This is a genomic window from Martinezella tropici (genome assembly GCF_008370325.1).
GTDB classification, from domain to species: Bacteria; Pseudomonadota; Alphaproteobacteria; order Rhizobiales; family Rhizobiaceae; genus Rhizobium; species Rhizobium tropici_B.
On record NZ_VNIP01000011.1, the window covers coordinates 192,430 to 217,813 of the forward strand.

At 60.1% G+C, this 25,384-nt stretch carries 26 protein-coding genes; 17 read left to right on the plus strand and 9 right to left on the minus strand.

Annotated features, from left to right (window positions below):
- Nucleotides 1-49 precede the first annotated feature (49 nt).
- From FP026_RS21825 to FP026_RS21835, 3 genes are all read right to left on the minus strand, one after another.
- Nucleotides 50-1,219 (minus strand): alpha-D-ribose 1-methylphosphonate 5-triphosphate diphosphatase, encoded by a 1,170-nt coding sequence (locus FP026_RS21825; protein ID WP_149636683.1) that lies wholly within the window; start codon nt 1,217-1,219, stop codon nt 50-52.
- A 150-nt stretch (nt 1,220-1,369) separates the two neighbouring features.
- The gene (locus FP026_RS21830) at nt 1,370-1,963 is read right to left on the minus strand and encodes an NUDIX domain-containing protein (RefSeq protein ID WP_149636684.1); all 594 of its coding nucleotides are present in this window, start codon (nt 1,961-1,963) and stop codon (nt 1,370-1,372) included.
- Complete coding sequence (locus FP026_RS21835; RefSeq protein ID WP_246665406.1) at nt 1,960-4,083, minus strand: molybdopterin-containing oxidoreductase family protein; 2,124 nt, start codon at nt 4,081-4,083, stop codon at nt 1,960-1,962. The genes FP026_RS21830 and FP026_RS21835 overlap by 4 nt, the downstream gene beginning before the upstream one ends.
- 81 nt (nt 4,084-4,164) lie before the next feature.
- Here FP026_RS21835 and FP026_RS21840 point away from each other — a divergent pair, with 81 nt between their 5' ends.
- The gene (locus tag FP026_RS21840) at nt 4,165-5,016 is read left to right on the plus strand and encodes a 23S rRNA (adenine(2030)-N(6))-methyltransferase RlmJ (RefSeq protein WP_149636686.1); all 852 of its coding nucleotides are present in this window, start codon (nt 4,165-4,167) and stop codon (nt 5,014-5,016) included.
- A gap of 29 nt (nt 5,017-5,045) precedes the next feature.
- Nucleotides 5,046-5,639 (plus strand): glutathione S-transferase, encoded by a 594-nt coding sequence (locus FP026_RS21845; RefSeq protein WP_149636687.1) that lies wholly within the window; start codon nt 5,046-5,048, stop codon nt 5,637-5,639.
- An 11-nt stretch (nt 5,640-5,650) separates the two neighbouring features.
- On the opposite strand, the gene FP026_RS21850 is transcribed toward FP026_RS21845, so the two are convergent.
- Nucleotides 5,651-6,553, minus strand: coding sequence for a LysR family transcriptional regulator (locus FP026_RS21850; protein WP_149636688.1), 903 nt, complete (start codon nt 6,551-6,553; stop codon nt 5,651-5,653).
- A gap of 123 nt (nt 6,554-6,676) precedes the next feature.
- Between FP026_RS21850 and FP026_RS21855 the strand changes: the two genes are divergently transcribed.
- Nucleotides 6,677-7,519, plus strand: a complete 843-nt coding sequence (locus tag FP026_RS21855) for an oxidoreductase (RefSeq protein WP_149636689.1) — start codon at nt 6,677-6,679, stop codon at nt 7,517-7,519.
- A 74-nt stretch (nt 7,520-7,593) separates the two neighbouring features.
- On the opposite strand, the gene FP026_RS21860 is transcribed toward FP026_RS21855, so the two are convergent.
- Nucleotides 7,594-8,226, minus strand: a complete 633-nt coding sequence (locus FP026_RS21860) for an outer membrane protein (protein ID WP_149636690.1) — start codon at nt 8,224-8,226, stop codon at nt 7,594-7,596.
- Between the two features lie 364 nt (nt 8,227-8,590).
- Between FP026_RS21860 and FP026_RS21865 the strand changes: the two genes are divergently transcribed.
- From FP026_RS21865 to FP026_RS21885, 5 genes are all read left to right on the plus strand, one after another.
- On the plus strand, nt 8,591-9,358 hold the full coding sequence (locus tag FP026_RS21865) for an SDR family oxidoreductase (RefSeq protein ID WP_149636691.1): 768 nt from the start codon (nt 8,591-8,593) through the stop codon (nt 9,356-9,358).
- The gene (uvrC, locus tag FP026_RS21870; protein ID WP_149636692.1) at nt 9,355-11,394 is read left to right on the plus strand and encodes an excinuclease ABC subunit UvrC; all 2,040 of its coding nucleotides are present in this window, start codon (nt 9,355-9,357) and stop codon (nt 11,392-11,394) included. The genes FP026_RS21865 and uvrC overlap by 4 nt, the downstream gene beginning before the upstream one ends.
- 211 nt (nt 11,395-11,605) lie before the next feature.
- Nucleotides 11,606-12,193: a CDP-diacylglycerol--glycerol-3-phosphate 3-phosphatidyltransferase gene (gene pgsA / locus FP026_RS21875; RefSeq protein ID WP_149636693.1), complete on the plus strand. Its 588-nt coding sequence runs from the start codon at nt 11,606-11,608 to the stop codon at nt 12,191-12,193.
- The gene (moaD, locus tag FP026_RS21880; protein WP_149637172.1) at nt 12,193-12,447 is read left to right on the plus strand and encodes a molybdopterin converting factor subunit 1; all 255 of its coding nucleotides are present in this window, start codon (nt 12,193-12,195) and stop codon (nt 12,445-12,447) included. The genes pgsA and moaD overlap by 1 nt, the downstream gene beginning before the upstream one ends.
- A gap of 140 nt (nt 12,448-12,587) precedes the next feature.
- Nucleotides 12,588-13,052 (plus strand): molybdenum cofactor biosynthesis protein MoaE, encoded by a 465-nt coding sequence (locus FP026_RS21885; protein WP_149636694.1) that lies wholly within the window; start codon nt 12,588-12,590, stop codon nt 13,050-13,052.
- A 6-nt stretch (nt 13,053-13,058) separates the two neighbouring features.
- Here FP026_RS21885 and FP026_RS21890 read toward each other — a convergent pair whose 3' ends face one another.
- A complete protein-coding gene (locus FP026_RS21890; RefSeq protein WP_149636695.1) occupies nt 13,059-13,955 on the minus strand; it encodes a branched-chain amino acid ABC transporter permease in 897 nt (298 codons plus the stop codon).
- A gap of 67 nt (nt 13,956-14,022) precedes the next feature.
- On the opposite strand from FP026_RS21890, the gene FP026_RS21895 reads away from it, so the two are divergent.
- Nucleotides 14,023-14,571, plus strand: coding sequence for a CGNR zinc finger domain-containing protein (locus FP026_RS21895; protein WP_149636696.1), 549 nt, complete (start codon nt 14,023-14,025; stop codon nt 14,569-14,571).
- Nucleotides 14,568-15,077: a hypothetical protein gene (locus tag FP026_RS21900; RefSeq protein ID WP_149636697.1), complete on the plus strand. Its 510-nt coding sequence runs from the start codon at nt 14,568-14,570 to the stop codon at nt 15,075-15,077. The genes FP026_RS21895 and FP026_RS21900 overlap by 4 nt, the downstream gene beginning before the upstream one ends.
- Before the next feature lie 73 nt (nt 15,078-15,150).
- Here FP026_RS21900 and ndk read toward each other — a convergent pair whose 3' ends face one another.
- Nucleotides 15,151-15,573, minus strand: coding sequence for a nucleoside-diphosphate kinase (gene ndk, locus FP026_RS21905; RefSeq protein ID WP_149636698.1), 423 nt, complete (start codon nt 15,571-15,573; stop codon nt 15,151-15,153).
- Between the two features lie 190 nt (nt 15,574-15,763).
- On the opposite strand from ndk, the gene FP026_RS21910 reads away from it, so the two are divergent.
- The 5 genes from FP026_RS21910 (at nt 15,764) to FP026_RS21930 (ending at nt 21,128) form a co-directional block, all read left to right on the plus strand.
- Entirely contained in the window at nt 15,764-16,273 is a 510-nt protein-coding gene (locus FP026_RS21910) for a DinB family protein (RefSeq protein WP_149636699.1), read from the plus strand.
- A gap of 156 nt (nt 16,274-16,429) precedes the next feature.
- Nucleotides 16,430-16,930, plus strand: a complete 501-nt coding sequence (locus tag FP026_RS21915; protein WP_149636700.1) for a hypothetical protein — start codon at nt 16,430-16,432, stop codon at nt 16,928-16,930.
- A 49-nt stretch (nt 16,931-16,979) separates the two neighbouring features.
- Nucleotides 16,980-18,869, plus strand: coding sequence for an ABC-F family ATP-binding cassette domain-containing protein (locus FP026_RS21920; protein ID WP_149636701.1), 1,890 nt, complete (start codon nt 16,980-16,982; stop codon nt 18,867-18,869).
- 105 nt (nt 18,870-18,974) lie between these two features.
- The gene (locus tag FP026_RS21925) at nt 18,975-19,865 is read left to right on the plus strand and encodes a polysaccharide deacetylase family protein (protein ID WP_149636702.1); all 891 of its coding nucleotides are present in this window, start codon (nt 18,975-18,977) and stop codon (nt 19,863-19,865) included.
- A gap of 153 nt (nt 19,866-20,018) precedes the next feature.
- The gene (locus FP026_RS21930; protein WP_149636703.1) at nt 20,019-21,128 is read left to right on the plus strand and encodes a TRAP transporter substrate-binding protein; all 1,110 of its coding nucleotides are present in this window, start codon (nt 20,019-20,021) and stop codon (nt 21,126-21,128) included.
- 91 nt (nt 21,129-21,219) lie between these two features.
- On the opposite strand, the gene FP026_RS21935 is transcribed toward FP026_RS21930, so the two are convergent.
- Nucleotides 21,220-22,986 (minus strand): TRAP transporter large permease, encoded by a 1,767-nt coding sequence (locus FP026_RS21935; protein ID WP_149636704.1) that lies wholly within the window; start codon nt 22,984-22,986, stop codon nt 21,220-21,222.
- Nucleotides 22,986-23,561, minus strand: a complete 576-nt coding sequence (locus FP026_RS21940; protein ID WP_149636705.1) for a TRAP transporter small permease subunit — start codon at nt 23,559-23,561, stop codon at nt 22,986-22,988. Before FP026_RS21940 ends, FP026_RS21935 begins: the two co-directional genes overlap by 1 nt.
- Before the next feature lie 230 nt (nt 23,562-23,791).
- Here FP026_RS21940 and FP026_RS21945 point away from each other — a divergent pair, with 230 nt between their 5' ends.
- Nucleotides 23,792-24,715, plus strand: coding sequence for a Gfo/Idh/MocA family protein (locus FP026_RS21945; RefSeq protein ID WP_149636706.1), 924 nt, complete (start codon nt 23,792-23,794; stop codon nt 24,713-24,715).
- A 75-nt stretch (nt 24,716-24,790) separates the two neighbouring features.
- On the plus strand, nt 24,791-25,336 hold the full coding sequence (locus tag FP026_RS21950) for a GrpB family protein (RefSeq protein ID WP_149636707.1): 546 nt from the start codon (nt 24,791-24,793) through the stop codon (nt 25,334-25,336).
- The last annotated feature ends 48 nt before the right edge of the window (nt 25,337-25,384 follow it).

A 25,384-nucleotide genomic window follows, 5' to 3' on the forward strand; every position in this document is an offset into this window, starting at 1 on the left:
GGGACCTATAGCGTCAAAGCCCCCTCATCCGCCGTTCAATCGTCTTTCCTCAAGCCGCCATTGCCATCAGCGGGTGCAGCGTGCCGTCGCTATAGACGATACGGCCGCCGCGGAAGGTGGCGCGGATGCGGTGGACCGCACCGGGCTCGACGGCCACCAGATCGGCAAGCTGGCCGACGGCGATTTCGCCGCGACCCATCAGACCGGCCGAACGGGCAGCGTTGGACGTTGCCATCGCAACGGCGGCCGGCAGACCGCCTGCAACCACATCGGCGATCTTGAAGATCGCCGGCACGAAGGCAGCTGGGTGATAATCGGCAGCAATGATGCCGAGAAGACCGGAGCGAGCCGCATCCAGGGCACTGAGATTGCCGGACATGGACTGGCCGCGCAGCGCGTTCGGCGCGCCCATCAGCGTCCAGAGACCACGGCGGCAGGCTTCTTCGGCGGCCGGTCCGGTCACCGGGAACTCGCTGATCGTCACGCCGAGTTCGTGCATCGCGGCGACCTTTTCGGCACTGTCGTCGTCATGCGAGGCGAGCGACAGATTGTGCTTCAGAGCAAGTCCAACCACGTCATGCAGCTTGCGCTCAATGTCTGGGTCCTGGCGCTGCGCAATACGCTTTGCGACGACCTCTTCTGCCGCTTCGCGCGACATGGAGCGGCGCTCGGACATGCTGTGGATATAGCTTTCGATGTCATTATACTGCCCCTGCCCCGGCGTGTGATCGGTCAGGGAGACCATATCGACGGAGCCTTCTTCCAGCAGCCGCTCCAAGGTCGGAGCCGCGCCGAGATTGGTGATTTCGTAGCGCGCATGGACGCGATGGTCGATCAGCAGCTCGTCACGCAAGCTGCCGATGCCACGGATGACTGCCGAGGTGGTTTCGAGCGAGCGGACGTGACCATAGACGCTTTCGGTCGCGAAGGAGAGCGCGGCGAAGGCCGTGGTGACGCCGGCCGCCGCCAGCTTCTTGTCGAGCTCGTGAATGCCGAAATCGATCGGCATCATCGCATTCGGCCGCGGCGCAATCTCGCGCTCCACCATGTCGCAGTGCAGGTCGACGAAGCCCGGCATCAGCAAACGGCCGCCGCCGTCAAAGGTCGGCTGTTCCACCGGCTCCGAGCGGATTTCGGCAATCACGCCATCCTCGATGCGTACCGCGCCCTTTTCGACGACTTCATTGGGAAGAACGAGCGTGAAATTGCTGAGCCACATCGGCTTTCTCCTGAAACAGCGTCTATGATCGAAGGAGGCGCGGAAACATTCGAATGTTTCCGGCCAGCACGCCCCGGTAAGCTCGATTCATGACACTGTGATGAACACGGAGAACAGAGTTACCGCGAAGCTTCCCGCCCGTTCGGCCGCCTACCTCAAGCTTGCAACATTCAAAACCGCCCATTGCAGCAGCATGATCGTCTTGGCGTCATAGATATCGCCCTTCTCGATCATCGCCATCGCATCGGACAGGCGAACTTCCAGGACTTCGATATCCTCGTGCTCTTCCGCAAGCCCGCCGCCATCGGCGACACGGTCGGACGTATCGATCACAGCGGCGAAGAAATGGATGATTTCGGTCACGGATCCCGGCGAAGTCATCGCCTTGAACAGGAAACGGACATCGCGCACGCGAAAGCCGGTTTCTTCTATGGCTTCTCGGCGGATCGCCGCTTCCGGATCGTCGCCATCGAGCAGACCAGCGGGCACCTCGATCATTCTCTCCGGCAGGCCGACAAGCTGCGACGGCAGGCGATACTGCCGGACGAGCACCACCGTTTCATGGCTGGGATCGTAGAGCAGGATGCAGGCGGCAGGCGTGCGATGATAGACTTCGCGCTTCAGCCGATGCTTTTCGCCCTGTGAATCCGTGTAATCGACCTCAAAAGTGCTGAGCCGCGTCCATTGGTCCGCCAGCGTCTTCTCGCTGACGATTTCGGCTTTCGCCTTGTCAAATTTACTCATGCCACGTCCTTGCGAAGCCATACCTTGTTGTCGTGGACAGCCGCGCCGCCATAGGGCGCGACCGGATCGGCGCCGGTGAGCACATTGATGCCCTCGCCGTCGATATGGGCCTTGTTCGGCCAAAGCCCCTCGGCGATCAGCACGCCCGGTTTCACTTCCGTCGTCACGCGTGCATGTAGGCGGATGTCGCCGCGGCCATTACCGATGCGGACCAACTCCCCATGGATGATCTCGAGTGCTTCGGCATCGGCCGGATTGACCATCACCTCGGGACGGCCTTCTTTCTGCCGCGACGTCTTCGTCTCCGCGAAACTCGAATTCAGGAAATTGCGCGATGGCGAGGTCGCAAGCCGGAACGGATGCTCGGGATCGGCCACCTCGATGACATCGACCTGATCCGGAAACTCCGGCAGCTCGATATGGGGGCCGAGCAATCCGATCGACGCGGGCGGGCGGTTCGGCGCTGGCTGGTTGACCCAATCCGGACGGAAGCGGAACTTGCCGTCGGGATGGGCGAAACCATTGATAAAATGCGCATCCTCGAAGTCAGGCTGGCGGTCAAACCATTTGTGTTCGAGGAAATAATCGTAATCCGGCAGGCCGCTCCTGGACAGAACCCTGTCGATCATCTCGCGGGCGGAGAAGCCGAAGCCGGGGCAATCCGCAACGCCGAGGCGCTTGGCGAGCTCCTCGATCACGAAAAGGTTGCTGCGAACGGTCGGCGGCGGCTCGACAAGCTTCGGGCCGAGAAGGATGTGGTTCTGCCCGCCGGCACGGTAGATGTCGTCATGCTCGACGAACATGGTGGCGGGAATGACGATATCGGCCATCTCGGCGGTATCGGTCATGAACTGCTCGTGTACGGCGACGAAGAGGTCGGAGCGGGCAAAGCCGCACTTCACCAGCCGCTGCTCGGGCGCGATGTTCACCGGATTGGTGTTCTGGATCAGCATCGCGGTCACCGGGCCGCGATGACGTAGTGCCACGGCATCGCCGGTCAAGGCGCGGCCGATCTGCGACTGATCGATCATGCGGATATCCATATCCTTCATGGCGCGGCCGGTCAGTTCGCTCGCATCCATGCGGAAGATATCGCTGTTCGAATGAAACGCACCGCCGCCCTCATATTGCCAGGAGCCGAGAACGGTGGCGACCGATGCGGCCGCATGCATGGCAATCGCGCCGTTGCGCTGGCGGGTAAAGCCATAGCCGAGCCGGAAGTAGCTCTTCTTCGTCGTTCCCACGAGCTTGGCGAAGGCTTCGATTTCTTCAACCGAGAGGCCGGTGATGGCCGCGGCCCATGCCGGGGTCTTCGACTTCAGATGCTCTTCAAGCCCGGCGGGGTCGTCGGCATATTTGGCCATATAGGCGCGGTCGGCATAGCCGTCGCGAAAGGCGATGTGCATGACCGCGCAGGCAAGGGCTGCATCCGTGCCCGGCTTGACGATCAGCGCCATATCGGCCTGCTTCATCGTCGGATTGTCGTAGATATCGATGACGACGATCTTGGCGCCGCGTTCCTTACGCGACTTCACCGCATGGGTCATGACGTTGACCTGGGTCGCCACGGCATTCGTGCCCCAGATAACGACGCAATCCGTGCGGCCCATTTCGCGGGGATCGGGACCACGCAGCACGCCGGTCGCCATGGTGAAGCCGGTCCAGGCCGGATTGGTGCAGATCGACGAGAAGAAACCGGAATAGCGCTTGGCATGGCGCAGCCGCTCGATGGAATCGCGCTGCACCCAGCCCATGGTGCCGGCATAGAAATAGGGCCATATCGCCTCACTGCCGTCCCTGGCTTCGGCCTTGACGAAGGCATCGGCGATCTCGTCGAGTGCATCGTCCCAGGAAAGCTCCTGCCAACGTCCCTCGCCCTTGGCACCGGCGCGACGCAGCGGCTTCATCAGCCGATCGGGGTGATAGAGCCGCTCGGCGTAGCGGGCGACCTTGGCGCAGATGACGCCGGACGTGTAGGAATGGTCATTGGCGCCGCGAACGCGGCCGATCCTGCCGTCTTCAGTCAGATCGACCTCCAGCGCGCAGGTGGAGGGACAGTCGTGCGGACAGGCGGTGTGGCCGATGCGCGATTTGGCCTGGATGGGGGTCGCAATGTTCATGATGTTTGTATATTTCAAGCAATGTCCGGCCACTAGAGACAATCCGGCCCATCTCAACAATTCATGCGGACTTCACCGACAATGAACTATCGGCACATCTATCACGCGGGCAATTTTGCCGATGTCTTGAAACACGCGGTCCTCGCGCGCCTCGTCCGCTACATGCAGAACAAGGATAAGGCCTTCCGCGTCCTCGACACGCATGCCGGCATCGGGCTTTACGATCTTTCCTCCGAGGAAGCGCAGAAGACCGGCGAGTGGCGCGATGGCATCGGCAGGGTGCTGGAGGCGGAGCTCGTGCCGCAAGTGGCCGAGCTGCTGGAGCCCTATCTTGCCGTCATCCGCGAGCTGAACCCTGAAGGTGGGCTAAGGCTCTATCCCGGCTCGCCGAAACTTGCCCGCATGCTGTTCCGTCCGCAGGACCGGCTTTCGGCGATGGAGCTGCATCCGGACGATTTCCAGCGGCTGCACCGGCTGTTCGAAGGCGATCACCACGCCCGCATCACCGAACTCGACGGCTGGCTGGCGCTCGGCGCGCATCTGCCGCCGAAGGAGAAGCGCGGCATCGTGCTCGTCGACCCGCCTTTCGAAGAGGAAGGCGAATATGAGCGGCTGATCGACGGCCTTGCAAAGGCCTGGCGCCGGTTTCCCGGCGGCACCTATTGCCTCTGGTATCCGATCAAGAAGGACGCGCCGATCAAACCGTTTCACGAAGCGCTGCAGGCGTTGGAAATTCCGAAAATGCTCTGCGCCGAGCTGATCGTCAAAAGCGATCGCGGTTTCACCGGGCTTACCGGATCCGGCCTCATCGTCGTCAACCCGCCCTTCACGCTGAAGGACGAGCTGCATGCACTCCTGCCTGCACTGAAGGACATGCTGGCGCAGGACCGTTTCGCCTCGCAGCGCGCCTTCTGGCTGCGCGGCGAACATTGAATTTGCTCCACATACCCACAGGTGATTTCATGAGACTTCTTTGCTCGTCCACCTCCCCCTTCTCCAGCAAGGTGCGCATGGCCGCTCGCCATCTCGGCATCAAGCTTGAGGAAATCCACGTCGATACGAATGCCGGTCCGACACTACTCATCGACAACAACCCGCTCGGCAAGATCCCGACCTTGCTGACCGGCGACGGCGAAGCCATCTTCGACAGCCGCGCCATCATGCATTATTTCGATCGCCGCGAGGGCGGGCTCTATCCTTCGAAAAAGAGCAAGCGCACCGAAATCGAGGTCCTGGAAGCGCTGATCGACGGCACCAATGAGTGCCTTCTGTCGATCGTCTACGAGCGTCGCCTTCGCGAACCCGAGAAACAGCATCAGCCCTGGATCGACCGGCAGTGGACGAAGGTCAGCCGCGCCCTCACCCATCTCGACGCCGAACCGCCGAAGATCGGCAAGAAGCTGCATGCGGGGCATTTCGCGCTTGCCGCCCTCGTCGGCTATCTGCAACTCCGCTTTGAGGGGCAATGGGAGGCGGATCATGCGGGATTGATCGACTGGGCGCACAAGTTCGAGAAGCATTTCCCCGATTTTCCGGCGATGAAGCCGCAAGTCTGACACCATCAGGCTCAGCTCTGGCGTACACCGTCGGCCTTCACGAAATCGACGAAGGCGCGCAAAGCCGTCGGCAGCTGACGGCGGCTCGGATAATAGAGGAAGAAGCCGGGATAATAGGGGCACCAGTCCTCCAGCACGCGGATCAACCGGCCATCCTCCAAAGCCGGCAACGCGTAATCTTCAAACAGGAAGGCAAGACCGGAGCCATTGACGGCGGCATCCAGCATGATGTCGAGATCACCAAGCGTTAGCGGCCCCTGTACGTCGATCTCCAGCTCGATGCCCCGGCGCTCGAACTCCCAGCGATAATAGGTGCCGCTCGCGAAACGATAGCGGATGCAGGGATGATCTTTCAGATCATGGGGCGTGACCGGTTTGGGGAAACGCTGAAAATGCTCGGGCGAGCCGACGATTGCCGTCCTCTGGCGGCGACCGATGGCAACCGCGATCATATCAGCGGCGATTCTCTCGCCGAAGCGTATGCCGGCGTCGAAACCGGCTGAGACCGTGTCCACGAGCGCATCGTCCACCACGATTTCCACTTCGATGGCGGGGTAAGCTCTCAGGAACCGTGACACGATCGGCAGCAGCACCATCCTGGCGGCAGGGCGCGGGGCGTTGATGCGCAGCTTGCCATAGGGCTGGCCGCGGAATTTATCGAGGTCCTCCAGCGCATCGTCAATATCGAGGAAGGCCGGGCGGATGCGATCGAACAGGCGTTCGCCAGCTTCCGTCAGCCCGACGCCACGGGTGGTGCGATTGACCAACCGCACGTCCAATCGCTCCTCGATCGCCCGCAATGAATGGCTGAGCGCGGACGCTGTCACGCCAAGTTCCACCGCCGCCTTGCGAAAGCTGCGGTGTTGGGCAATCGCCAGGAAAATCGCCAGATCGGTCGAACGGATGCGTCGCATTGATGAGAATTTCTCAGCACTTCATGAAAGAGAAAGTAGATTATCTCAACGATGCCATCAAGCTACCTTTCTCCTGCAAACGAATTCCACTCACGGAATTACCGACCCACAAAGGAGAAAATCATGCGCGTTTGGTTCATTACGGGTGCATCCCGCGGCTTCGGCGCCCTCATCGCCCAGGAAGCCCTCACCGCCGGCGACGCCGTCGTTGCCACGGCCCGCAACCCCACCGGCCTGGCGGAGAAGTTCGGCAACCACGCGAATCTTCTGCCCGTCGCCCTCGACGTTTCGAACGAGACGCAGGCCCATGAGGCAGCCGCCGCGGCCGTCAAGCGCTTCGGCAAGATCGATATCCTGGTCAACAATGCCGGCTACGGGCTGCTGGGTGCCGTGGAAGAGGCAACCGCCGAGGAAATCGAAAGACTCTATGCGACCAACGTCTTCGGCCTGCTGAAGGTGACGCGCGCCATCCTGCCGCATATGCGCCTGCAGCGCTCGGGCCATGTGATCAACATGTCCTCGGTCGGCGGCTACCAGAGCTTCGCCGGTTGGGGCGTCTATTGCTCGACAAAATTCGCCGTCGAAGGCCTGTCCGAGGCGATGGCGGCGGAACTGCAGCCGCTCGGCATCAAGGTGACCGTCGTGGAACCCGGTTTCTTCCGGACCGATTTCCTTGACGAAAGCTCGCTCGCTGTCAGCCCGAGCTCGATTGCCGACTATAAGGACACGCCGGCGGGGGCGATGCGTGATTTCGCCGCCGGCCATAATCACGGCCAGCCCGGCGATCCCGCACGGCTTGCAAAGTCGATGATCACGCTTGCGCATTCGGCCAACCCGCCGCTGCGCATGCCTTTCGGCTCTGATACGGTCGGCGCGATCGAGACCAAGAATGAATATGTCGCCAGAGAACTGGCCGACTGGCGCGAACTGGCTGTCTCGACGGATTTTCCGAAGGACGTCGCGTAAACGGTCAGCACCGTGAAACGGAAAAAGCCGGGGCGCAAACCCCGGCTTTTTCGTCAGACTATGCCGTCAAATGATTAGAACTTGACGCCGATACCGACCTTGACGCTCTGCTCGTCGTAACCGCGAGAGAACCGACCGGAGTCGAGGTCGAAGTTCTTCTTGCCGTAATCCGTGTAGCGGTACTCGAGACGAGCCGTGATGTTGTTGGTGATGAAGGTTTCAGCACCTGCACCGACCGTGTAGCCAACAGCCGTCTTGCTGTCGGACGAGGTAGCGTCTTCGAGCTTGTTCTGGCCGAGTGCCAGACCGGCCGTGCCGTACAGCATGAACGGGTTGAAGTCGTAACCGATGCGGCCGCGAACCGAGCCATTGACGCCGTTCTTCGCTGTCAGACCGTTGCGGGTGCTGTCAATGCCGGAATAGCCGAGGTCTGCTTCAATGCCGTATACGATCTGGCCTTGCTGCCAGTTGTAGCCGGTGAAGGCCTGGCCGCCGAAGCCATAGCCGTTGCCGTTGCGGGTGAAGTGACCCTTGTTCCAGTCGCCTGCACCACCGATGTAGAAGCCAGACCAGTTGTTAACGACCGGAGCTGCTTCCTGAGCGACGGGCGGCTGCGGGATCTGCTCGACAGCGTCAGCAGCCTGAGCTGCGGTGTAACCGCCGAGAGCGACGGCGGAGACCATGAGGGTCGTGATAAGAGTACGCATACTTTTCTCCTTTCAGTCCCGTGTGCCCCGCTTACTGTCCTTGACTTCGAAGCGCCACGAGCAATTAAAAAACATCCCTCCCGGATCGAGGTTGAAATTGGAATGCAAATGAGGAATTGGAAGAGCTAAAATATGATATCATTGTGGCACAGACATGGCTGAATTTCGATGTTGCTTCATCGCAACAGAGGGTTTGTTAACCATAACCAATGGTTAAAGCGTGTATACTTATTTTAATCTAAATATATCTCAAGCTTTACATAAGAAACCTCAAAGAGCGTCATTTGCTCATGCATCTTTTCATATGGTGTATCGACGCCCTATATGAGCGTCGATTGGATAACGACGAGCAAAAGGCAGTCTCTTGAGACAGGAAAAACTACGCACGGCGTTGATAACAGGCGCTTCCAAAAGAATAGGCAGGGCAATTGCCGAGGATTTGTCGGCTAGCGGCTTTGCGGTAGCGCTGCACGCCAACCAATCCCTTGCCGAGGCGACGGGAATTGTGGCGAAATTGCAGCAAATGGGCCGAAAGGCAATTGCGATCAAGGCCGATCTGCAAAATTTGGCCGAGACGTCAACCCTTGTCGAAAGGGCCGCCGACGCTCTTGGCCCGCTCGATCTCCTGGTCAACAACGCCTCTGCTTTCCTTGGCGATTCCGCCGATCGTTTCGATGCGGAAGCCTTCGAGGCGCATTTTGCGGTGCATGTTCGCGCGCCTTCAATCCTGGCGGCCGATTTCGTGCGGCAGCTTCCCGAGCCGCATCCGGGGCTGATCGTCAATATGGTCGACCAGCGGGTCTGGGCGCTCAATCCGCGCTTCTATTCCTATACGCTGTCGAAGGCAGCGCTTTGGACGGCGACACAGACGATGGCGCAGACCTTTGCTCCCCGCATCCGCGTCAATGCGATCGGCCCTGGACCGACGGTGCGCAGCGTGCGGCAGAGCGAAGAGGACTTTCAAGCGCAGATCGACGGCCTCATATTAAAGGCGGCGCCGGGGCTCGAAGAATTCGGCCGGACCATCCGCTTTCTTTTTGACACGCCCTCGATCACGGGCCAAATGATAGCGCTCGATGGCGGCCAGCACCTTGCCTGGGAAACGCCAGACGTGTCGGAGAGTGCGGAATGAACGGAAGAAAGCTGCCCGATGGCGGCATTCTCTACGACGAATCAGACGATATCGAAGACGACATCGAGGTGGAGGGCGATGCCGCCGCCACTCCTGTTGCGCCCATCGACTGGAATGAAGGCGGCAGGAACGAGACCGGGCTTCGCGGCGCCGAGCTGATTGCCGAATTCGTCAAGCGGCTGCCGAACAATCCGGGCGTCTACCGCATGTTCAATGAAGGTGGTGACGTGCTCTACGTGGGCAAGGCACGCAGCCTGAAGAAGCGCGTCTCCAACTATGCCTTGGGCAAGGTGCATTCCAACCGCATCGCCCGCATGGTGCGCGAAACCGCCAATATGGAATTCGTCACCACGCGCACGGAGACGGAAGCGCTGCTGCTGGAAGCGAATCTCATCAAGCGCTTGCGTCCGCGCTTCAACGTCCTGCTGCGCGACGACAAATCCTTCCCCTATATTCTGATCACCGGCGATCATCGTGCACCGGCGATCTTCAAGCATCGCGGTGCCCGCGCCCGCAAGGGCGAGTATTTCGGCCCCTTCGCTTCGGCCGGCGCCGTCGGCCGCACGATCAATTCGCTGCAGCGTGCCTTCCTCATCCGCACCTGTACCGACAGCGTTTTCGAGACGCGCACGCGGCCCTGTCTGCTCTACCAGATCAAGCGCTGTTCCGGGCCTTGCACACACGAGATCAGCGATGCGGGCTACGGCGAACTGGTCCAAGAGGCGAAGGACTTCCTTTCGGGCAAAAGCCAGAACGTCAAGGCGCATATGGCCGAGGCGATGAACGCGGCCGCCGAGGATCTGGATTTCGAGCGCGCCGCCATTTTCCGCGATCGACTTGCCGCGCTCTCGCATGTGCAGAGCCATCAGGGCATCAATCCGGCCGGCGTCGAGGAAGCCGATGTCTTTGCGATCCATCACGAAGGCGGCATTTCCTGCATCCAGGTCTTCTTCTTCCGCACCGGCCAGAACTGGGGCAACCGCGCCTATTTCCCGAAAGCCGATCCCTCGCTCTCGGGCGCCGAGGTGCTGAACGCCTTCCTGGCGCAGTTTTATGACGACAAGCCGGTGCCGCGGCAGATCCTGCTGTCGGAGACGGTCGAGGAAATCGAGCTGCTGGCGGCTGCCCTCAGCGAGAAGGCCGGTCACAAGGTTACGATCCTCGTGCCGCAGCGCGGCGAGAAGCGCGATCTGGTCGAGCATGTCATCGCCAATGCCCGCGAGGCACACGGCCGCAAGCTCGCGGAAACCGCGTCGCAATCGCGGCTGCTCGAAGGCTTCAAGGAGACGTTTAAGCTTCCCTACGTGCCGCAGCGCATCGAGATCTACGACAACTCCCATATCATGGGCACGAATGCGGTCGGCGGCATGGTCGTCGCCGGGCCGGAAGGCTTCGTGAAAAACCAGTACCGCAAGTTCAACATCAAATCGACCGACATCACGCCGGGCGACGATTTCGGCATGATGCGCGAGGTCATGACTCGCCGTTTCTCCCGGCTCCTGAAGGAAGAAGGAAAGCCCGACCGCAGCGGCGTGACTGACGCGACCGTGGATGCCGCTGATCGCCCCTTCCCCGCCTGGCCCGATATCATCCTCATCGACGGCGGTCAGGGGCAGATGACGGCGGTGCGCACTATTCTCGAGGAACTCGGGATTACCGACAGCGTCATTGCCATCGGCGTTGCCAAGGGCGTCGACCGCGATGCCGGGCGCGAACGCTTCTTCGCCCCTTCCCGCGAAAGTTTCACGCTGCCGCCGCGCGATCCCGTGCTCTATTTCATCCAGCGCCTGCGCGACGAAGCGCACCGCTTCGCCATCGGCTCGCATCGGGCGCGGCGCAAGAAAGAGATGGTCAAAAACCCGCTGGACGAGATCGGCGGCATCGGCCCTTCGCGCAAGCGGGCGCTGCTGCAGCATTTCGGCACCGCCAAGGCCGTTTCGCGCGCCGCCCTCTCGGATCTGATGGCAGTGGAAGGCATCTCCGAAGCTGTCGCGCGGCAGGTCTACAACCATTTTCACGAGGACGCCGCGAAATAGAAAAAGCTGGTCGCAAATTCCACGCAATAGCGGTGAAAAAACAGAAACAATATTGACGATAAGGTAGCCAAACCATCATCTAGGATTTGATCCCAAAAAGTGCGAAGCGGTTTTTGGAGAAGATCGAGATCATCAAAAGCCCGGAGCACGATGAGACCCGAAACGGAAACTCATCGCGCTCTGCCGAGATAACCGAAACGAAACGATTTCCATGGCTTCGCGCGCTTACAGCATCCCCAATCTGCTCACCTACGGCCGCATTCTCTGCGTACCCCTGATCGTTCTTTGCTTCTTCATCGAAGGTAAGCTGGAAGGTTCCGATTTCGCGCGCTGGGTCGCGCTCTGGATCTTTATCATTGCGTCGCTCACCGATTTCCTCGACGGTTATCTCGCACGCATATGGAACCAGACCTCGAATATCGGCCGCATGCTGGATCCGATCGCCGACAAGCTGCTGGTCTCGGCGATCCTGCTGCTGGTCGCCGCCGACGGCACTATCGCCGGCTGGTCGCTCTGGGCCGCCATCATCATCCTTTGCCGCGAAATTCTGGTCTCCGGTCTGCGTGAATATCTGGCGGCGCTGAAAGTCAGCGTCCCCGTGACGCGCATCGCGAAATGGAAGACGACGGCCCAGCTTGTCGCCATCGCCTTCCTTCTGGCTGGGCCGGCGGGCGACAAGGTGCTACCCTATACGACGGAAATGGGCATCGTCCTGCTCTGGGTCGCAGCCCTGCTGACCATCTACACCGGCTATGATTATTTCCGGGCCGGGCTGAAGCACGTGGTGGATGAGGAATGATGACGAAGCTCGTCTATTTCGCCTGGGTGCGTGAGCGGATCGGCAAAGCGGAAGAAGAAATTTCCCTTCCCGCCGAGGTCGTCACCGTCGGCGATCTCCTGAGTCATTTGAAGGGCTTGGGGGAAGAATACGAGGCGGCACTTCAATTCCCCGAGGCGATCCGTGTTGCCATAAATATGGAGCATGCCGATCACGATGAGCCCATCGCCGGTGCACGGGAGATCGGGCTCTTTCCGCCGATGACCGGAGGGTGAGGAGCGGTCGGGCAACGCCCGAGCAATCGATCCAGTGAATCGATTGCAGCGACGAACGCACCTTCGACGGGCTCAGGATGCCAAAGCGAAGGGCCGAGCGATTCCTCAAACTGTTTGAGAAGGCGATCAAGGAAATTGCGATGATTTCACCATTCGTCAAAGTTCAACGCGAGGATTTCGATCTCCAGGCGGAGATCGATCGGCTGACGAATGAACGGCGCGACATCGGCGCGGTGGTGACGTTCTCCGGGCTTTGCCGCGACGAAGGCGGAGCGCTCGGTGCCCTCGAACTCGAGCATTATCCCGGCATGGCGGAAGCGGAGATCAGCCGCATCGCCAAGCTTGCCATTGAGCGCTTCGAACTTCTCGGCCTGACCGCCATCCATCGCTATGGCAAGATTGCGCCCGGCGAGAACATCGTGCTCGTCATTGCCGCAGCGCCGCATCGGCAGGCCGCCTTCGACGGCGCCAATTTCGTCATGGATTTTCTGAAGACCTCCGCGCCCTTCTGGAAGAAGGAGCACGGCAGCGACGGTACGGAAGGCGACTGGGTTTCCGCCAAGGATGCCGACGATGCGGCGCGCGACAAATGGGCGGGCAAATAAATAGGTTTAAGGTACGACCCGCTCGCGGCGGCTCAAGACCAGCAGTAGCACGAGCAGCGAGAAGATGACGAAGTCGCGCCACAGGAACGGGCCGTAGGCACCCCACATTGTCTCGGTGAGGCCAAGGAGTGCCGCTCCGCCCGCCGACTTCAGCGGCTCGGAATAGCCGCCGACCGCCGCAATCATCAGCACCTTGAGCCCGAACATCAGCCCTGCCCCGAAATCCATGGTTCCATAGTAAGAAGTAGCCAGCAGGCCGCAAATGGTCGCGACGAGTGCGGAGGCGACATAGGCGAGCAGGAAAACACGGTTGGCGCTGGCGCCGCAAAGTTCAGCGGCGAGAGCATCGTCGGTCACAGCCCTCCAGATGCGCCCCCATCCCGTGCATTTCAGGACATAGGCGCCTGCGAGGATGACGAGGATCATCAACGCCGTGTTGAGTAACTGGATTTCTGTGAGCGTTACGTGGAAATCGCCGCTATCCCAGAAGACGATCGCGCCGTTCAGGAAAGGTGGCAGCCAGATGCCACGCGTGTTGGAGGCCAGCCGGGCGGTTTCCATCAGGATGATCATCATGCCGAGTGCTGCGACAATGATGGTATTCGGGGACTTTCGCGACAGCGGCAGCATGATCACGCGGCCGACGAGAAGGCTGGCGCCGAGCGTATAGCCGGCCGCGATCACGGCACCGAAAGCAAAGGCGGCCGGTAGGATCAGATACATTCTCGTATAGCCGACATCGGTAAAGAGCACGAGCATCTGGCCGGCAAAGGCGAACAGCGCGCCGTAGGTGATATCGGCCCGCTTCATAACCCCGAACGCAATGGAATAACCGAAGGCCAGCGCCGCATAGAGTGCAGCGAGCGGAACGGCATTCGCCAATTGCTGCAGAAGATAGGCCATTCATTCCCTCCGAGGAACAGGCAAATAGTAACTGGCAAAATGAATTTTACCAGTTATAATTTTCCCCATGAGCTTTACCTGGACCCCACATCGTTTTTCCGGTGGCGCGCTCGCGCTCGATGTCGCCAACAGCGTTGTCCTGCGCCATGACGACGAGCGCCGGATCGACCGTTTCGAAGCGCATGGACAGATGGAGAGCTTTCCGAAGGCCGCTGCCAATTTCTGCGCCGAACGGACGCTCTTCGGCGATATCCTGCCGGTGAAACGGGAGAACCGAGCCGATTTCATCTCATTGCGCGATATGATCGATCGATACTTTCGGGCGCGCATCCTCGGCGAGGCCGCGGACCTATTTCTGGCCGATCTTCTCGCCGCCTTGGCGAGGGTCTTGCGGCAAGCCTCGGCCAATGGGCTCGATGCCGCGACCGTGCACTCGACGCTGCGGCTCATCGCCATGCCCGATCCCGAGCGGATGAAGATCTGCCGTAACTGCGGCTGGCTCTTCATCGACCGCAGTAAGAACAAGAGCCGCGCCTGGTGCGACATGGCGGTCTGCGGCAACCGCGCCAAGGCAAGCCGGCACTACCGGCGCAAGAAGGAGGAAACTGCGCCATGACAATGCGAAACATCATGCTGACGACATTAATCGCCGGCCTTGCGCTGGCCAGCTGTCAGAGGAAAGACGACGAAGGTCCAACCCAGCTTACCGGCCGCCTCTTCGTGTTCAATTACCGCGTGGCGAGCGCGACCTACATGATCACGCTGAAGAAGATCGCCCCGATCCCCGAGGGAACGACGGCGGTTGCAGAGTTCGAAAATCCCGCGGGCGGCGATCCGCTTGTCGTCAACCAGAAGATCTATACATTCTGGGACAAGATCACGCTGGAAAGTCCTGACCTGCACTGCGTGCGCAAGGACCGCCCCTATTCCGTTTCGATCAAACTCGTGGATGCCAGCACCAAGACGATCCAGACGATCAAGACCGAAGTCAAATCCGACCTCGACCAGACGGTGCTGCCGACGAAGCCGCTCGTCGTCGGGCCGGTCTATACAGCCAATCCGGATGTGTTCAAGGGCGATGGCAGCGCCGACTACGGGCATGATGCCGCTTGTCCGGCATGAAAAAGCCGGGATACGAGGTCCCGGCTTTCATGAATCATTTCAAATCGTTCAGCAACAGAGCTGAGAGGCCGATTCAGCCGACGATTTCGGTTTCGGAGAACCAGTAAGCGATTTCGACGGCAGCCGTTTCCGGAGCGTCGGAGCCGTGAACGGAGTTTTCGCCAATCGAAAGGGCGAAGATCTTGCGGATCGTGCCTTCGTCAGCGTTGGCCGGGTTGGTCGCGCCCATGATTTCGCGGTTCTTCAGGATGGCGTTTTCGCCTTCCAGTACCTGGACGATGGTCGGGCCGGAGGTCATGCCTTCGACGAGTTCGCCGAAGAACGGGCGCTCCTTGTGAACGGCGTAGAAGCCCTCGGCTTCGCGCTTGCTCATCCAGACGCGCTTGGAGGCGATGACGCGCAGGCCATTGTCTTCAAAAACCTTGGTGATGGCGCCGGTCAGGTTGCGCTTCGTCGCATCCGGCTTGATCATCGAGAAAGTACGTTCAATCGCCATGGGTCCATTCCTTGTAATCAGAGAAAAGTGGGCGGTGTTTACCTGCCTCAAAGCCCGAAAACAAGGGGGATCGGCCAATTTCACGCCGCTGTCATAGTCCGAGCATCCGATTCGCAATCGGCCGATGGCACTGCGACGGTTTATTTGCAAACTTGACGGCAACATCGCTGCATCATTGAGGAGAGGTCATATGCTCAAACATTTCAGGATGCTTGCCGACTACAATCGTTGGGCCAATGTACAGGTTTACAATGCCGCCGCCGAACTCAGTGATGCCGAATTCAATGAAGACCGCGGCGCCTTCTTCGGCTCGCTCCACGGAACGCTAAATCATCTGCTGGTAGCGGACCGGCTGTGGATGCACCGTTTTAACGGCACTGGCGGGGTGCCGGCGTCACTCGATACCGTCCTACATGACACGCTTAGAGGACTTTACAGCTTACGGGAGGCCGAAGATCGAAATATCATCACTTGGATGGAAACGCTCGATGCCGACGCACTTGCCGTCGACATTACCTATACCTCGATCCTGCGCCCGGGCGCCATCACCGTTCCCCTCCATGCGGCTGTATTACATATGTTCAACCACCACACTCATCACCGCGGCCAATGCCACATGATCCTGACCTCGATGGGCAAGTCGTCTCTGGTGCTGGACCTCCTGCATTTCCTGCGCAGCGAAGGACGGCACTGGATGTAGCCAAGAGGAGAACCGTCGTTTCCCGTCTTCGCCCAGGCGTTGATCACATGCCTCATTTTGTTGCGCTGCGGCGAGGATCGGCTGTTTTGTTCATGTTCCCTTAACCTGCGAACCTGCAGATTGATGAGATATATCAGCTCACGGTCAAAGGCAGGCATGAAGAACTCGCAGACAAGCGTTTCGGCATATTCCATCGATGACGATGAAACGGAAACCGAGCTCGAGGTTATCGGTCGCTTCATGACGCGGCTGAAGGTGAAGAACCTGCCGCGCAACTATCAGCTCTTCTATGAAGCGCTCTATGGCCAGGACTGCTCTCTTGCCGAAGAGATCGAAGCGCTTGGGCCTCTTCCCCCGCAAAGCGGGCTCGACGAGATCGGCCTGAAGCATCGTCTGGTGAGCCATTGCGGGCTGGTGGCGCGCAAATCGGAAAGCGATGCCGCCGAAATGCTGCGCGAAGTTGCCGATCAACTCGCCAAGGGGCTGTTGAAGAAGCAGCGCTTCGCCTGCGAGATCGAAGCAACCCCGCATGCCAATGCTGCTCTCGACAGCCTCAATGCCTCGCTCAGCAACCTCATGCTCTACGAAACGGAGCTGACCGAGCGGCTGCGCGACTGCGCGAACCTCTCGAAATCCTCGCAAAAGGCTGGCGCCTAAGCGCCTTCCCACTCTTGCCTTCGGCGTCGAGTTCGGCCAAAACCGCGCCATGATTTCGATTTCAGACCTTTCCGCCCGCATTGCCGGCCGCCTTCTCATCGACCATGCCAACGTGACGCTTCCGGCGGGCACGAAGGCGGGTCTTGTCGGCAAGAACGGTGCCGGCAAGTCCACGCTGTTCAGGATCATCACCGGCGATCTCGCCGCCGAAAGCGGCTCCGTCTCGATCCCGCGCAATGCCCGCATCGGCCAGGTGGCACAGGAGGCTCCCGGCACGGAGGATCCGCTGATCGACATCGTGCTTTCTGCCGACAAGGAGCGCTCCGCTCTGCTCGCGGAGGCCGAGACGGCGACCGATCCGCATCGCATAGCCGATATCCAGACCCGGCTCGCCGATATCGGCGCGCATTCGGCCGAAGCGCGCGCCGCCAGCATCCTGGCCGGCCTCGGCTTCGACCACGAAGCGCAGAAGCGCCCAGCCTCCTCCTTCTCGGGCGGCTGGCGCATGCGCGTCGCCCTTGCGGCCGTCTTGTTTTCCGAGCCGGATCTGCTGCTACTCGACGAACCGACGAACTATCTCGACCTTGAAGGCACGCTCTGGCTCGAGGACTATATTCGCCGCTACCCGCACACGGTCATCATCATCTCGCACGACCGCGACCTGTTGAACACGGCGGTCAATTCCATCGTCCATCTGGACCAGAAGAAGCTCACCTTCTATCGCGGCTCCTACGATCAGTTCGAGCGGCAGAAGGCCGAGGCGGACGAGCTGCAGATGAAGGCGAAGGCGAAGAACGACGCCGCGCGCAAGCACCTGCAGAGCTTTATCGACCGCTTCAAGGCTAAGGCATCGAAGGCGCGGCAGGCACAATCGCGCGTCAAGGCGCTGGAACGGATGGGCACGGTCGCGGCCGTCATCGAAGACCATGTGATGGGCTTCAGCTTTCCGGAACCGGAAAAGCAGCCCGCTTCGCCGATCATCGCGATCAGCGGCGGTGCCGTCGGCTACGAGCCGGAAAAGCCGATCCTCAAGCGTCTGAACCTGCGCATCGATGCCGACGACCGTATTGCCCTGCTCGGCTCGAACGGCAACGGCAAATCGACTTTCGCGAAATTCATTTCCGGCCGGCTCGATGCGGAAGGCGGTGACGTCAAGCTGGCGCCGAACCTGAAGATCGGCTTCTTCGCCCAGCACCAGCTTGACGACCTCATCCCCAACCAAACCGCTGTCGAGCATGTCCGCCGCCGCATGCCCGAAACGCCGGAAGCCAAGGTACGTGCGCGCGTTGCGCAGATGGGCCTAGCGACGGAGAAAATGGATACGCAGGTTAAGGATCTCTCGGGCGGCGAGAAGGCGCGGCTGCTGATGGGCCTTGCCGCCTTCGACGCGCCGAATCTGCTGATCCTCGACGAACCGACGAACCATCTCGATATCGACAGCCGCAATGCGTTGATCCAGGCGCTGAACGATTATTCCGGCGCCGTCATCCTGATCTCGCACGACCGCCATCTGATCGAAGCCACCGTCGACCGGCTCTGGCTGGTGCGCGACGGCACGGTCACGACCTTCGACGGCGACTTGGAAGAATATCGCAGCCTCGTCGTCGCCAGTCCGAAGTCGAAGGACGAGAAGGCCAAGACGAACGGCGTCGACGATTCCGTTTCCAAGGCGGATCAGCGCAAGCTCAACGCCGATCGGCGCGCGTCGCTTGCGCCGCTCAAGAAGAAGATCAATGAAATCGAATCCTTGACCGGCAAGCTTGAGAAATTGATTCAGGCACTTGATGCGGAACTTGCGGACCCGGCCCTCTACGAAAAGGCACCGGCAAAGGCTGCGGAAAAGGCAAAACAGCGCTCCGATGCCGCTGAAAAGCTCGCCGCGGCCGAGGAGCAATGGCTGGAACTTTCATCGGAATACGAAAGCGGCATGGCCGGCTGAAGCGCATCGCGATCTTAACCGTCTCGCAGCCGATCCTAACTGATCATTAACCATAACCGCAGAAAATACGCTCAACTTTCATAGACATATTGTTGAGCGATTCTGATGAACTACCGTGTTTTGTTGGCTGGCCTTGCCGTGTCCCTGGCTTTGGGAGGATGTGCCACGAAGCCCGCCAATGAAGCATCGCTCAAGAGCAGCTATGCCGCCGAGGAGCCGCGTCACAAGCCGCTGAAAGCCAATGATCGCGTCGAGATGGAGCCGAAAAAATGGCTCGTCGCCGATCTCGAAACCCGCGCAGCGGTGGACGCCAGCGGACCACACGATCTTGCCGGCCGCACACTGGAAGTCTCCTCGCTCAAGGACATCAGGCTCGCCGACAAGGAAGTCATCCTGACCTTCGACGATGGCCCCGCGCCCGGCAAAACGGACCGCATTCTCGCAACGCTCGACAGGTTTGGCGTCAAGGCCGCTTTCATGATGGTCGGAGAAATGGCGCAGGCGCATCCGGCAACCGCGCGCGAGGTTCTCGCCCATGGCGACGCGATCGGCAGCCATACATTCCGTCATCCCGATCTCGACAAGATGACCTTCGACGCGGCGATGACCGAGATCGCCCGCGGCAAGGACGCCGTCACCAAGGCGATCGGTACGGATGTCCCCTTCTTTCGCTTCCCCTACCTCGCCGATTCCAAGCGCCTGCGCACCGCGATTGCCGCCCGGGACATGATCGTCATGGACGTGGATATCGACAGCAAGGACTATTTCACCTCGACGCCCCTTTCAGTGGTGGATCGCACCATGAAGCAGCTCTATCAGCGCGGCCGCGGCATCGTCCTGATGCACGATATCCACCAGCGCACGGTCAGAATGCTGCCGGTTCTTTTGAGCCGCCTCGAGAAAGAGGGCTTTAAGGTCGTCACGCTGAAATACAAGCGTACTCCGGCCCCGGCGACCAACCTGGTTGCCCAGGCCGATACCAAAATGGTGCGCTGAAGGGGCCTTGCATAGGAGCGCAGCCTCGAACACCTAGATCAATGGTTGCGCAATGTTCAGATACGCTTGAAACGCGCCGAGCGGCATGGTTAGTTGCGGCGTGATCACGAAGAGCGGGCCAGCCCGCCCGCTCGTATCCGGGGGGAGTAACATATGGATCGTCGTTCATTTCTGAGGAAAGCCGGCGTCGCCGGCGCCGGCTCGGTTGCAGCTGCTGCAACCCTTGCCGCTCCGGCCATTGCCCAGAGCAATCCGAAGATCAATTGGCGCCTGACGTCATCGTTTCCGAAGTCGCTGGATACGATCTATGGCGGCGGCGAAGTGCTGTCGAAATACGTGTCTGAAGCCACAGACGGCAATTTCAACATTCAGGTGTTTGCGGCCGGCGAAATCGTGCCAGGTCTGCAGGCAGCCGATGCGACCTCGGCTGGCACAGTCGAGGCCTGCCATTCGGTCTCCTATTATTATTGGGGCAAGGATCCGGTCTGGGCCCTGGGGGCGGCCGTTCCCTTCGCGCTCAACGCGCGTGGCATGAACGCCTGGCAATATCACGGCGGCGGCATCGACATGTTCAACGAATTCCTGGCGACGCAAGGATTGATCGGCTTCCCGGCCGGCAATACGGGCGTGCAGATGGGTGGCTGGTTCCGCAAGGAAATCAATACGGTCGCCGATCTCAAGGGCTTGAAGATGCGTATCGGCGGCTTTGCCGGCAAAGTGGTCGAACGCCTCGGCGTCGTGCCGCAGCAGATTGCCGGCGGCGACATCTACCCGGCACTGGAAAAAGGCACGATCGATGCCGCCGAATGGGTCGGCCCCTATGACGACGAAAAGCTCGGCTTCTACAAAGTGGCGCCCTATTACTACTATCCCGGCTGGTGGGAAGGCGGTCCGACCGTGCATGTCATGTTCAACAAGGCGGCCTATGAGGGCCTGCCGAAGGCCTATCAGTCTCTGTTGCGCACGGCCGCGCAAGCGACCGATGCCAACATGCTGCAGAAATACGACTACCTGAACCCGGCCGCCATCAAGCGCGTCGTCGCCGAAGGCGCGAAGCTCAGGCCGTTCAGCACCGAGATCATGAATGCCTGCTTCGACAAGGCCAACGAGGTCTATGCGGAAATGGAAGCTAACAACCCGACCTTCAAGAAGATTTGGGAATCGATCAAGGGCTTCCGCGGCCAGCACTATCTCTATACCCAGGTCGCCGAATACAGCTACGACGTCTACATGATGACGCTGCAGCGCGCCGGAAAGATCTGACCGGCTCGCGGTTTTAAGACAGACAACCCCGGAGCGACGCTCCGGGGTTTTTTATTGCGCTCCGATCAAGACAAAACGAAGCGTATCCTGCTCAATTGAAAGACGGCGGCTGGCTGAGATCGTTGGCAGGCGGGTTCTGCTGCCCGCCACCCTGGTCGGCTGGCTTACGGTCAAGCGGATTGCCGCCCGGAGGCTGGAGGCCTGGCAGGCCGAGGCCGCCACCATTGTCCTGGCCAGGAGCGCCGAAACCGGGAACCTCGATCTTGATCGTGTTGGGATCAACGCCCGCGCCGGCGCCCTTGTAATGCATGACCATCTGAGGAAACATGATGGTCAGCGCCACCATCAGGACCTGGATACCCACGAAAGGCACCGAGCCCCAATAGATCTGCCCCGTCGTGACGGGCGCGATCTGCTTACCTGTCACTCTGTCGAGATAAGGTACGCGCGCTGCCACCGAGCGGAGATAGAACAGCGCGAAGCCGAACGGTGGATGCATGAAGCTCGTCTGCATATTGACGCCGAGGAGCACGCCGAACCAGATCAGGTCGATGCCGAGCTTGTCGGCGGCAGGCGCCAGCAGCGGCACGATGATGAAGGCGAGCTCGAAGAAATCCAGGAAGAAGGCCAGAAAGAAGACGAGCGCGTTAACGGCAATCAGGAAGCCGACTTCGCCACCGGGCAGCGACACCAGCAGATGCTCGACCCAGACATGGCCGTTGACGCCGTAGAAGGTCAGCGAAAAGACGCGCGAACCGATCAGGATGAACAGCACGAAGGCCGAAAGCCGCGTCGTGGACGTCAGCGCCGAGCGGATGACGTCCATGGTCAGCCTGCCTTTGGCCGCAGCCATCGCGAGCGCGCCGACCGCCCCCATCGCGCCGCCTTCCGTCGGCGTCGCGATGCCGAGGAAGATCGTGCCGAGCACTAGGAAGATCAGAGCGAGCGGCGGGATGAGGACGATGATGACCTGCTGTGCCAGCCTGGACATCAGATTGATTTTCATCCCCTTGTCCAGAACAGCAACCGCGTAGATGAAGGCAACACCGACTGTGGCGCCGAGAATATCGGCATTCTCGCCGTAGGTTGGTGTCAGGTAAACATGCGCGGCATAGGCAACGCCGGCGCAGATCAAGAGTGCGATGAAAAGCGACGTGACGCCGGAGCCGAGCGACCGGGCCTCCTTCGGCAAGGCGGGCATGGAGTTCGGCCTGACGATCGTCATGATCAGCACATAGGCCATGTAAATGCCCGTCAGCACCAAGCCGGGAATGAGCGCGCCGGCATACATGTCACCGACTGAACGGCCGAGCTGGTCGGCAAGGACGATCAAGACAAGCGATGGCGGAATGATCTGCGCAAGCGTTCCTGAGGCTGCGATGACGCCGGAGGCAACACGCCTGTCATAGCCGTAGCGCAGCATGATCGGCAGCGAGATCAGCCCCATGGCGATAACGGAGGCCGCTACGACGCCGGTGGTGGCGGCGAGCAGCGCACCGACGAAAATCACCGCGTAGGCGAGACCGCCACGGATAGGCCCGAAAAGCTGGCCGACCGTGTCGAGCAGGTCTTCAGCCATGCCGGACCGTTCCAGCACGATGCCCATGAAGGTAAAGAACGGGATTGCCAGCAGCGTATCGTTGGACATGACGCCCCAGAAGCGATCCGGCAGGGCGTTAAGAAGCGGCCAGGAGAGATGGATGGTGCCGCCCGAATAGGGCGCGAGCTCGACGCCGATCCAGAAGAACAGCAGCCCGTTCGCGGCAAGCGCGAAAGCGACGGGATAACCCAGGAGCAAGAAGACGATCAGCGAGGCGAACATGATGGGCGCCATGTTCACAGCAATGAATTCGATCATCAGCGTGCCTCCTCTGCCGGGGTTTCGACATCAAGGGGCGCATGTGTCGGCACATAGGGGGTCGGGTCGTCCATATCGCCGTGCATGACTGCGATCTTCTTGATGATCTCGGAGACCCCCTGCAATGCCAGCAGGAAAAAGCCGGCCAGCAGCAGCGCCTTGCCAGGCCAGATGATCAGGCCGCCGGCGCTGGAGGAAACCTCTCCCGACAGGAAGGAGGTACGGACATAGGGAACGAGGTCATAGACCATCAGGAGTGCGAAGGGCATGAGGAACAGACAATGGCCGAGCAAGTCGATCCAGTGCTGCACCCGGCGCGGCAAGGAGCCGTAGACGATATCGATGCGGATATGTTCGTTCTGGCGGAGCGTGAAGGCGGCGGCGAGCAGGAAGGCGGCGCCGAACAGATACCACTGCGCTTCCAGCCATGCATTGGACGAAGTGTTGAAGACCTTACGAACGATGGCATTTCCGGCGCTGACCAGGACAGCGACCAGGATGAGCCATGAGACCGATTTTCCAATGATTTCGGTCACATAGTCAACGAATCGGCTGAAGCCGAGCAATGCTTTCATGATTTCCCCCCGCAGCGATTCTTTACCGAAGCTCTTTTTGCTGCACGGAGCTAGAGTGCCGATTTCAAACGGTGAATCAAGAGCCGGTGCGGGTTTTCCAAACGTGATGGCAGTCGGATACAATGTTCGTGCATCGGATCCAGTTGTCGCATTTGCGATTTGCCGCCCTTGCCCACATGCGGCATTCTGCTAAAGATCGCATCAATAATCATACTAATCGAGAGACACTCATGTCCCCCATCAACCTCGCTATCGTCGGTGTCGGCAAGATCGTCCGCGACCAGCATCTTCCCTCCATTGCGAACAACGCGGATTTCAAATTGATCGCGACGGCGAGCCGCCACGGCACCGTAGAAGGCATCCCGTCCTTCACGACCATCGACGCCATGCTCGATGCCGTACCGGCGGTCGATGCGGTGTCGCTCTGCATGCCGCCGCAATATCGCTATGAAGCCGCCTACAAGGCGCTGTCGGCCGGCAAGCATGTTTTCCTGGAAAAGCCACCGGGCGCGACGCTCAGCGAAGTGGCCGATCTCGAAAACCTGGCAAAGACCAAGGGCGTCTCGCTCTTCGCAAGCTGGCATTCGCGCTATGCGCCGGCAGTGGAGGCTGCAAAGAGCTTCCTCGCCAGCACCAATATCCGCAGCGCTCACGTGATCTGGAAGGAAGATGTCCGTCACTGGCATCCGAACCAGGAATGGATATGGCAGGCCGGCGGGCTCGGCGTCTTCGATCCCGGCATCAATGCGCTGTCGATCGTGACCCACATCCTGCCGCCGCTCTTCCTCACCGGCGCGACGCTCGAGTTCCCGGAAAACCGGGATTCGCCGATTGCCGCCGATCTGCACTTCAAGAGCGGTCAGGGCCTTCCGGTTCATGCCGAATTCGACTGGCGCCAGACCGGCAAGCAGAGCTGGGATATCGTTGCCGAAACCGATGTCGGCCAGATGGTTCTAGCAGAAGGCGGCTCCAAGCTGTCGGTCAATGGCGAGCTGAAATTCTCCGCGCCTGAAGCCGAATATCCTTCGCTCTATCGCCGCTTTGCCGAGATCGTCAAAGCCGGCACTTCCGACGTCGACGTTTCGCCGCTGCGCCACGTCGCCGATGCCTTCATGCTCGGCAAGCGCAAATTCGTCGAAGCATTTTACGATTGATGGCCTTTACCCGATGGAGACAACGCGCCCCGCAACATGCTAGCGTGGCGCATTATCTTCATCGGGGAGTTGCCGATGGCAACGGAAAATGTGCAACCTTTCGGGCTCGGCGTCGGCAATAAATCGGTCAAGCTTGCTGAGCCAAACCAGAGCTGGCGCGAGGCCTATTTGTTGGAGGAAGCTGCCATTCGCAGCGCGCTTGGAGACCTTGCTGTCGATGTACAGCATTTCGGCAGCACCTCCATTCCCGAAATCAAGGCCAAGCCCATCATCGACATAGCCGTCGGTGTTCGGCGCTTCGAGGATGGCCTTGCCTGTGTCGAGCCGATGGCATCGATCGGCTATGTCTATGCCGGCAGCAATATCGTTGCGGACGATCATATTTTCGGTCGTGATATCGAAGGGGATACCCGCACGCATCTGGTGCATGTGGTCGAGCATGGCGGCCAGAATTGGCGCCAGTTCATCCTCTTCCGGGATCGAATGCGCACGCGTCCGGACCTCGCACATGCCTATGAGGCGCTGAAGGTCGAGCTTGCGGCAAAGTATGCCAATGATCGCGCAGCCTATACCGCCGCCAAGAAGGACTTCATCCAAAAGATCCTGGCGGAAGGCGACTAGAGCACTTCCGCTTTTCTTCGAATCGCGAAAACGCTCTATCCTGTTGTT

Bases quoted from the DNA above. Each gene is read 5' to 3' on its own strand.
- FP026_RS21945 (WP_149636706.1), top strand. From the start codon at position 23,792: ATGTCCCCCATCAACCTCGCTATCGTCGGTGTCGGCAAGATCGTCCGC.
- FP026_RS21915 (WP_149636700.1), top strand. From the start codon at position 16,430: ATGAAGAACTCGCAGACAAGCGTTTCGGCATATTCCATCGATGACGAT.
- FP026_RS21825 (WP_149636683.1), bottom strand. From the start codon at position 1,219: ATGTGGCTCAGCAATTTCACGCTCGTTCTTCCCAATGAAGTCGTCGAA.
- FP026_RS21855 (WP_149636689.1), top strand. From the start codon at position 6,677: ATGCGCGTTTGGTTCATTACGGGTGCATCCCGCGGCTTCGGCGCCCTC.
- FP026_RS21895 (WP_149636696.1), top strand. From the start codon at position 14,023: ATGAGCTTTACCTGGACCCCACATCGTTTTTCCGGTGGCGCGCTCGCG.
- FP026_RS21900 (WP_149636697.1), top strand. From the start codon at position 14,568: ATGACAATGCGAAACATCATGCTGACGACATTAATCGCCGGCCTTGCG.
- FP026_RS21935 (WP_149636704.1), bottom strand. From the start codon at position 22,986: ATGATCGAATTCATTGCTGTGAACATGGCGCCCATCATGTTCGCCTCG.
- FP026_RS21835 (WP_246665406.1), bottom strand. From the start codon at position 4,083: ATGAACATTGCGACCCCCATCCAGGCCAAATCGCGCATCGGCCACACC.
- FP026_RS21845 (WP_149636687.1), top strand. From the start codon at position 5,046: ATGAGACTTCTTTGCTCGTCCACCTCCCCCTTCTCCAGCAAGGTGCGC.
- FP026_RS21840 (WP_149636686.1), top strand. From the start codon at position 4,165: ATGAACTATCGGCACATCTATCACGCGGGCAATTTTGCCGATGTCTTG.
- uvrC (WP_149636692.1), top strand. From the start codon at position 9,355: ATGAACGGAAGAAAGCTGCCCGATGGCGGCATTCTCTACGACGAATCA.
- FP026_RS21925 (WP_149636702.1), top strand. From the start codon at position 18,975: ATGAACTACCGTGTTTTGTTGGCTGGCCTTGCCGTGTCCCTGGCTTTG.
- FP026_RS21830 (WP_149636684.1), bottom strand. From the start codon at position 1,963: ATGAGTAAATTTGACAAGGCGAAAGCCGAAATCGTCAGCGAGAAGACG.
- ndk (WP_149636698.1), bottom strand. From the start codon at position 15,573: ATGGCGATTGAACGTACTTTCTCGATGATCAAGCCGGATGCGACGAAG.
- FP026_RS21930 (WP_149636703.1), top strand. From the start codon at position 20,019: ATGGATCGTCGTTCATTTCTGAGGAAAGCCGGCGTCGCCGGCGCCGGC.
- FP026_RS21850 (WP_149636688.1), bottom strand. From the start codon at position 6,553: ATGCGACGCATCCGTTCGACCGATCTGGCGATTTTCCTGGCGATTGCC.
- FP026_RS21950 (WP_149636707.1), top strand. From the start codon at position 24,791: ATGGCAACGGAAAATGTGCAACCTTTCGGGCTCGGCGTCGGCAATAAA.
- FP026_RS21860 (WP_149636690.1), bottom strand. From the start codon at position 8,226: ATGCGTACTCTTATCACGACCCTCATGGTCTCCGCCGTCGCTCTCGGC.
- FP026_RS21920 (WP_149636701.1), top strand. From the start codon at position 16,980: ATGATTTCGATTTCAGACCTTTCCGCCCGCATTGCCGGCCGCCTTCTC.
- FP026_RS21890 (WP_149636695.1), bottom strand. From the start codon at position 13,955: ATGGCCTATCTTCTGCAGCAATTGGCGAATGCCGTTCCGCTCGCTGCA.
- moaD (WP_149637172.1), top strand. From the start codon at position 12,193: ATGACGAAGCTCGTCTATTTCGCCTGGGTGCGTGAGCGGATCGGCAAA.
- pgsA (WP_149636693.1), top strand. From the start codon at position 11,606: ATGGCTTCGCGCGCTTACAGCATCCCCAATCTGCTCACCTACGGCCGC.
- FP026_RS21940 (WP_149636705.1), bottom strand. From the start codon at position 23,561: ATGAAAGCATTGCTCGGCTTCAGCCGATTCGTTGACTATGTGACCGAA.
- FP026_RS21910 (WP_149636699.1), top strand. From the start codon at position 15,764: ATGCTCAAACATTTCAGGATGCTTGCCGACTACAATCGTTGGGCCAAT.
- FP026_RS21885 (WP_149636694.1), top strand. From the start codon at position 12,588: ATGATTTCACCATTCGTCAAAGTTCAACGCGAGGATTTCGATCTCCAG.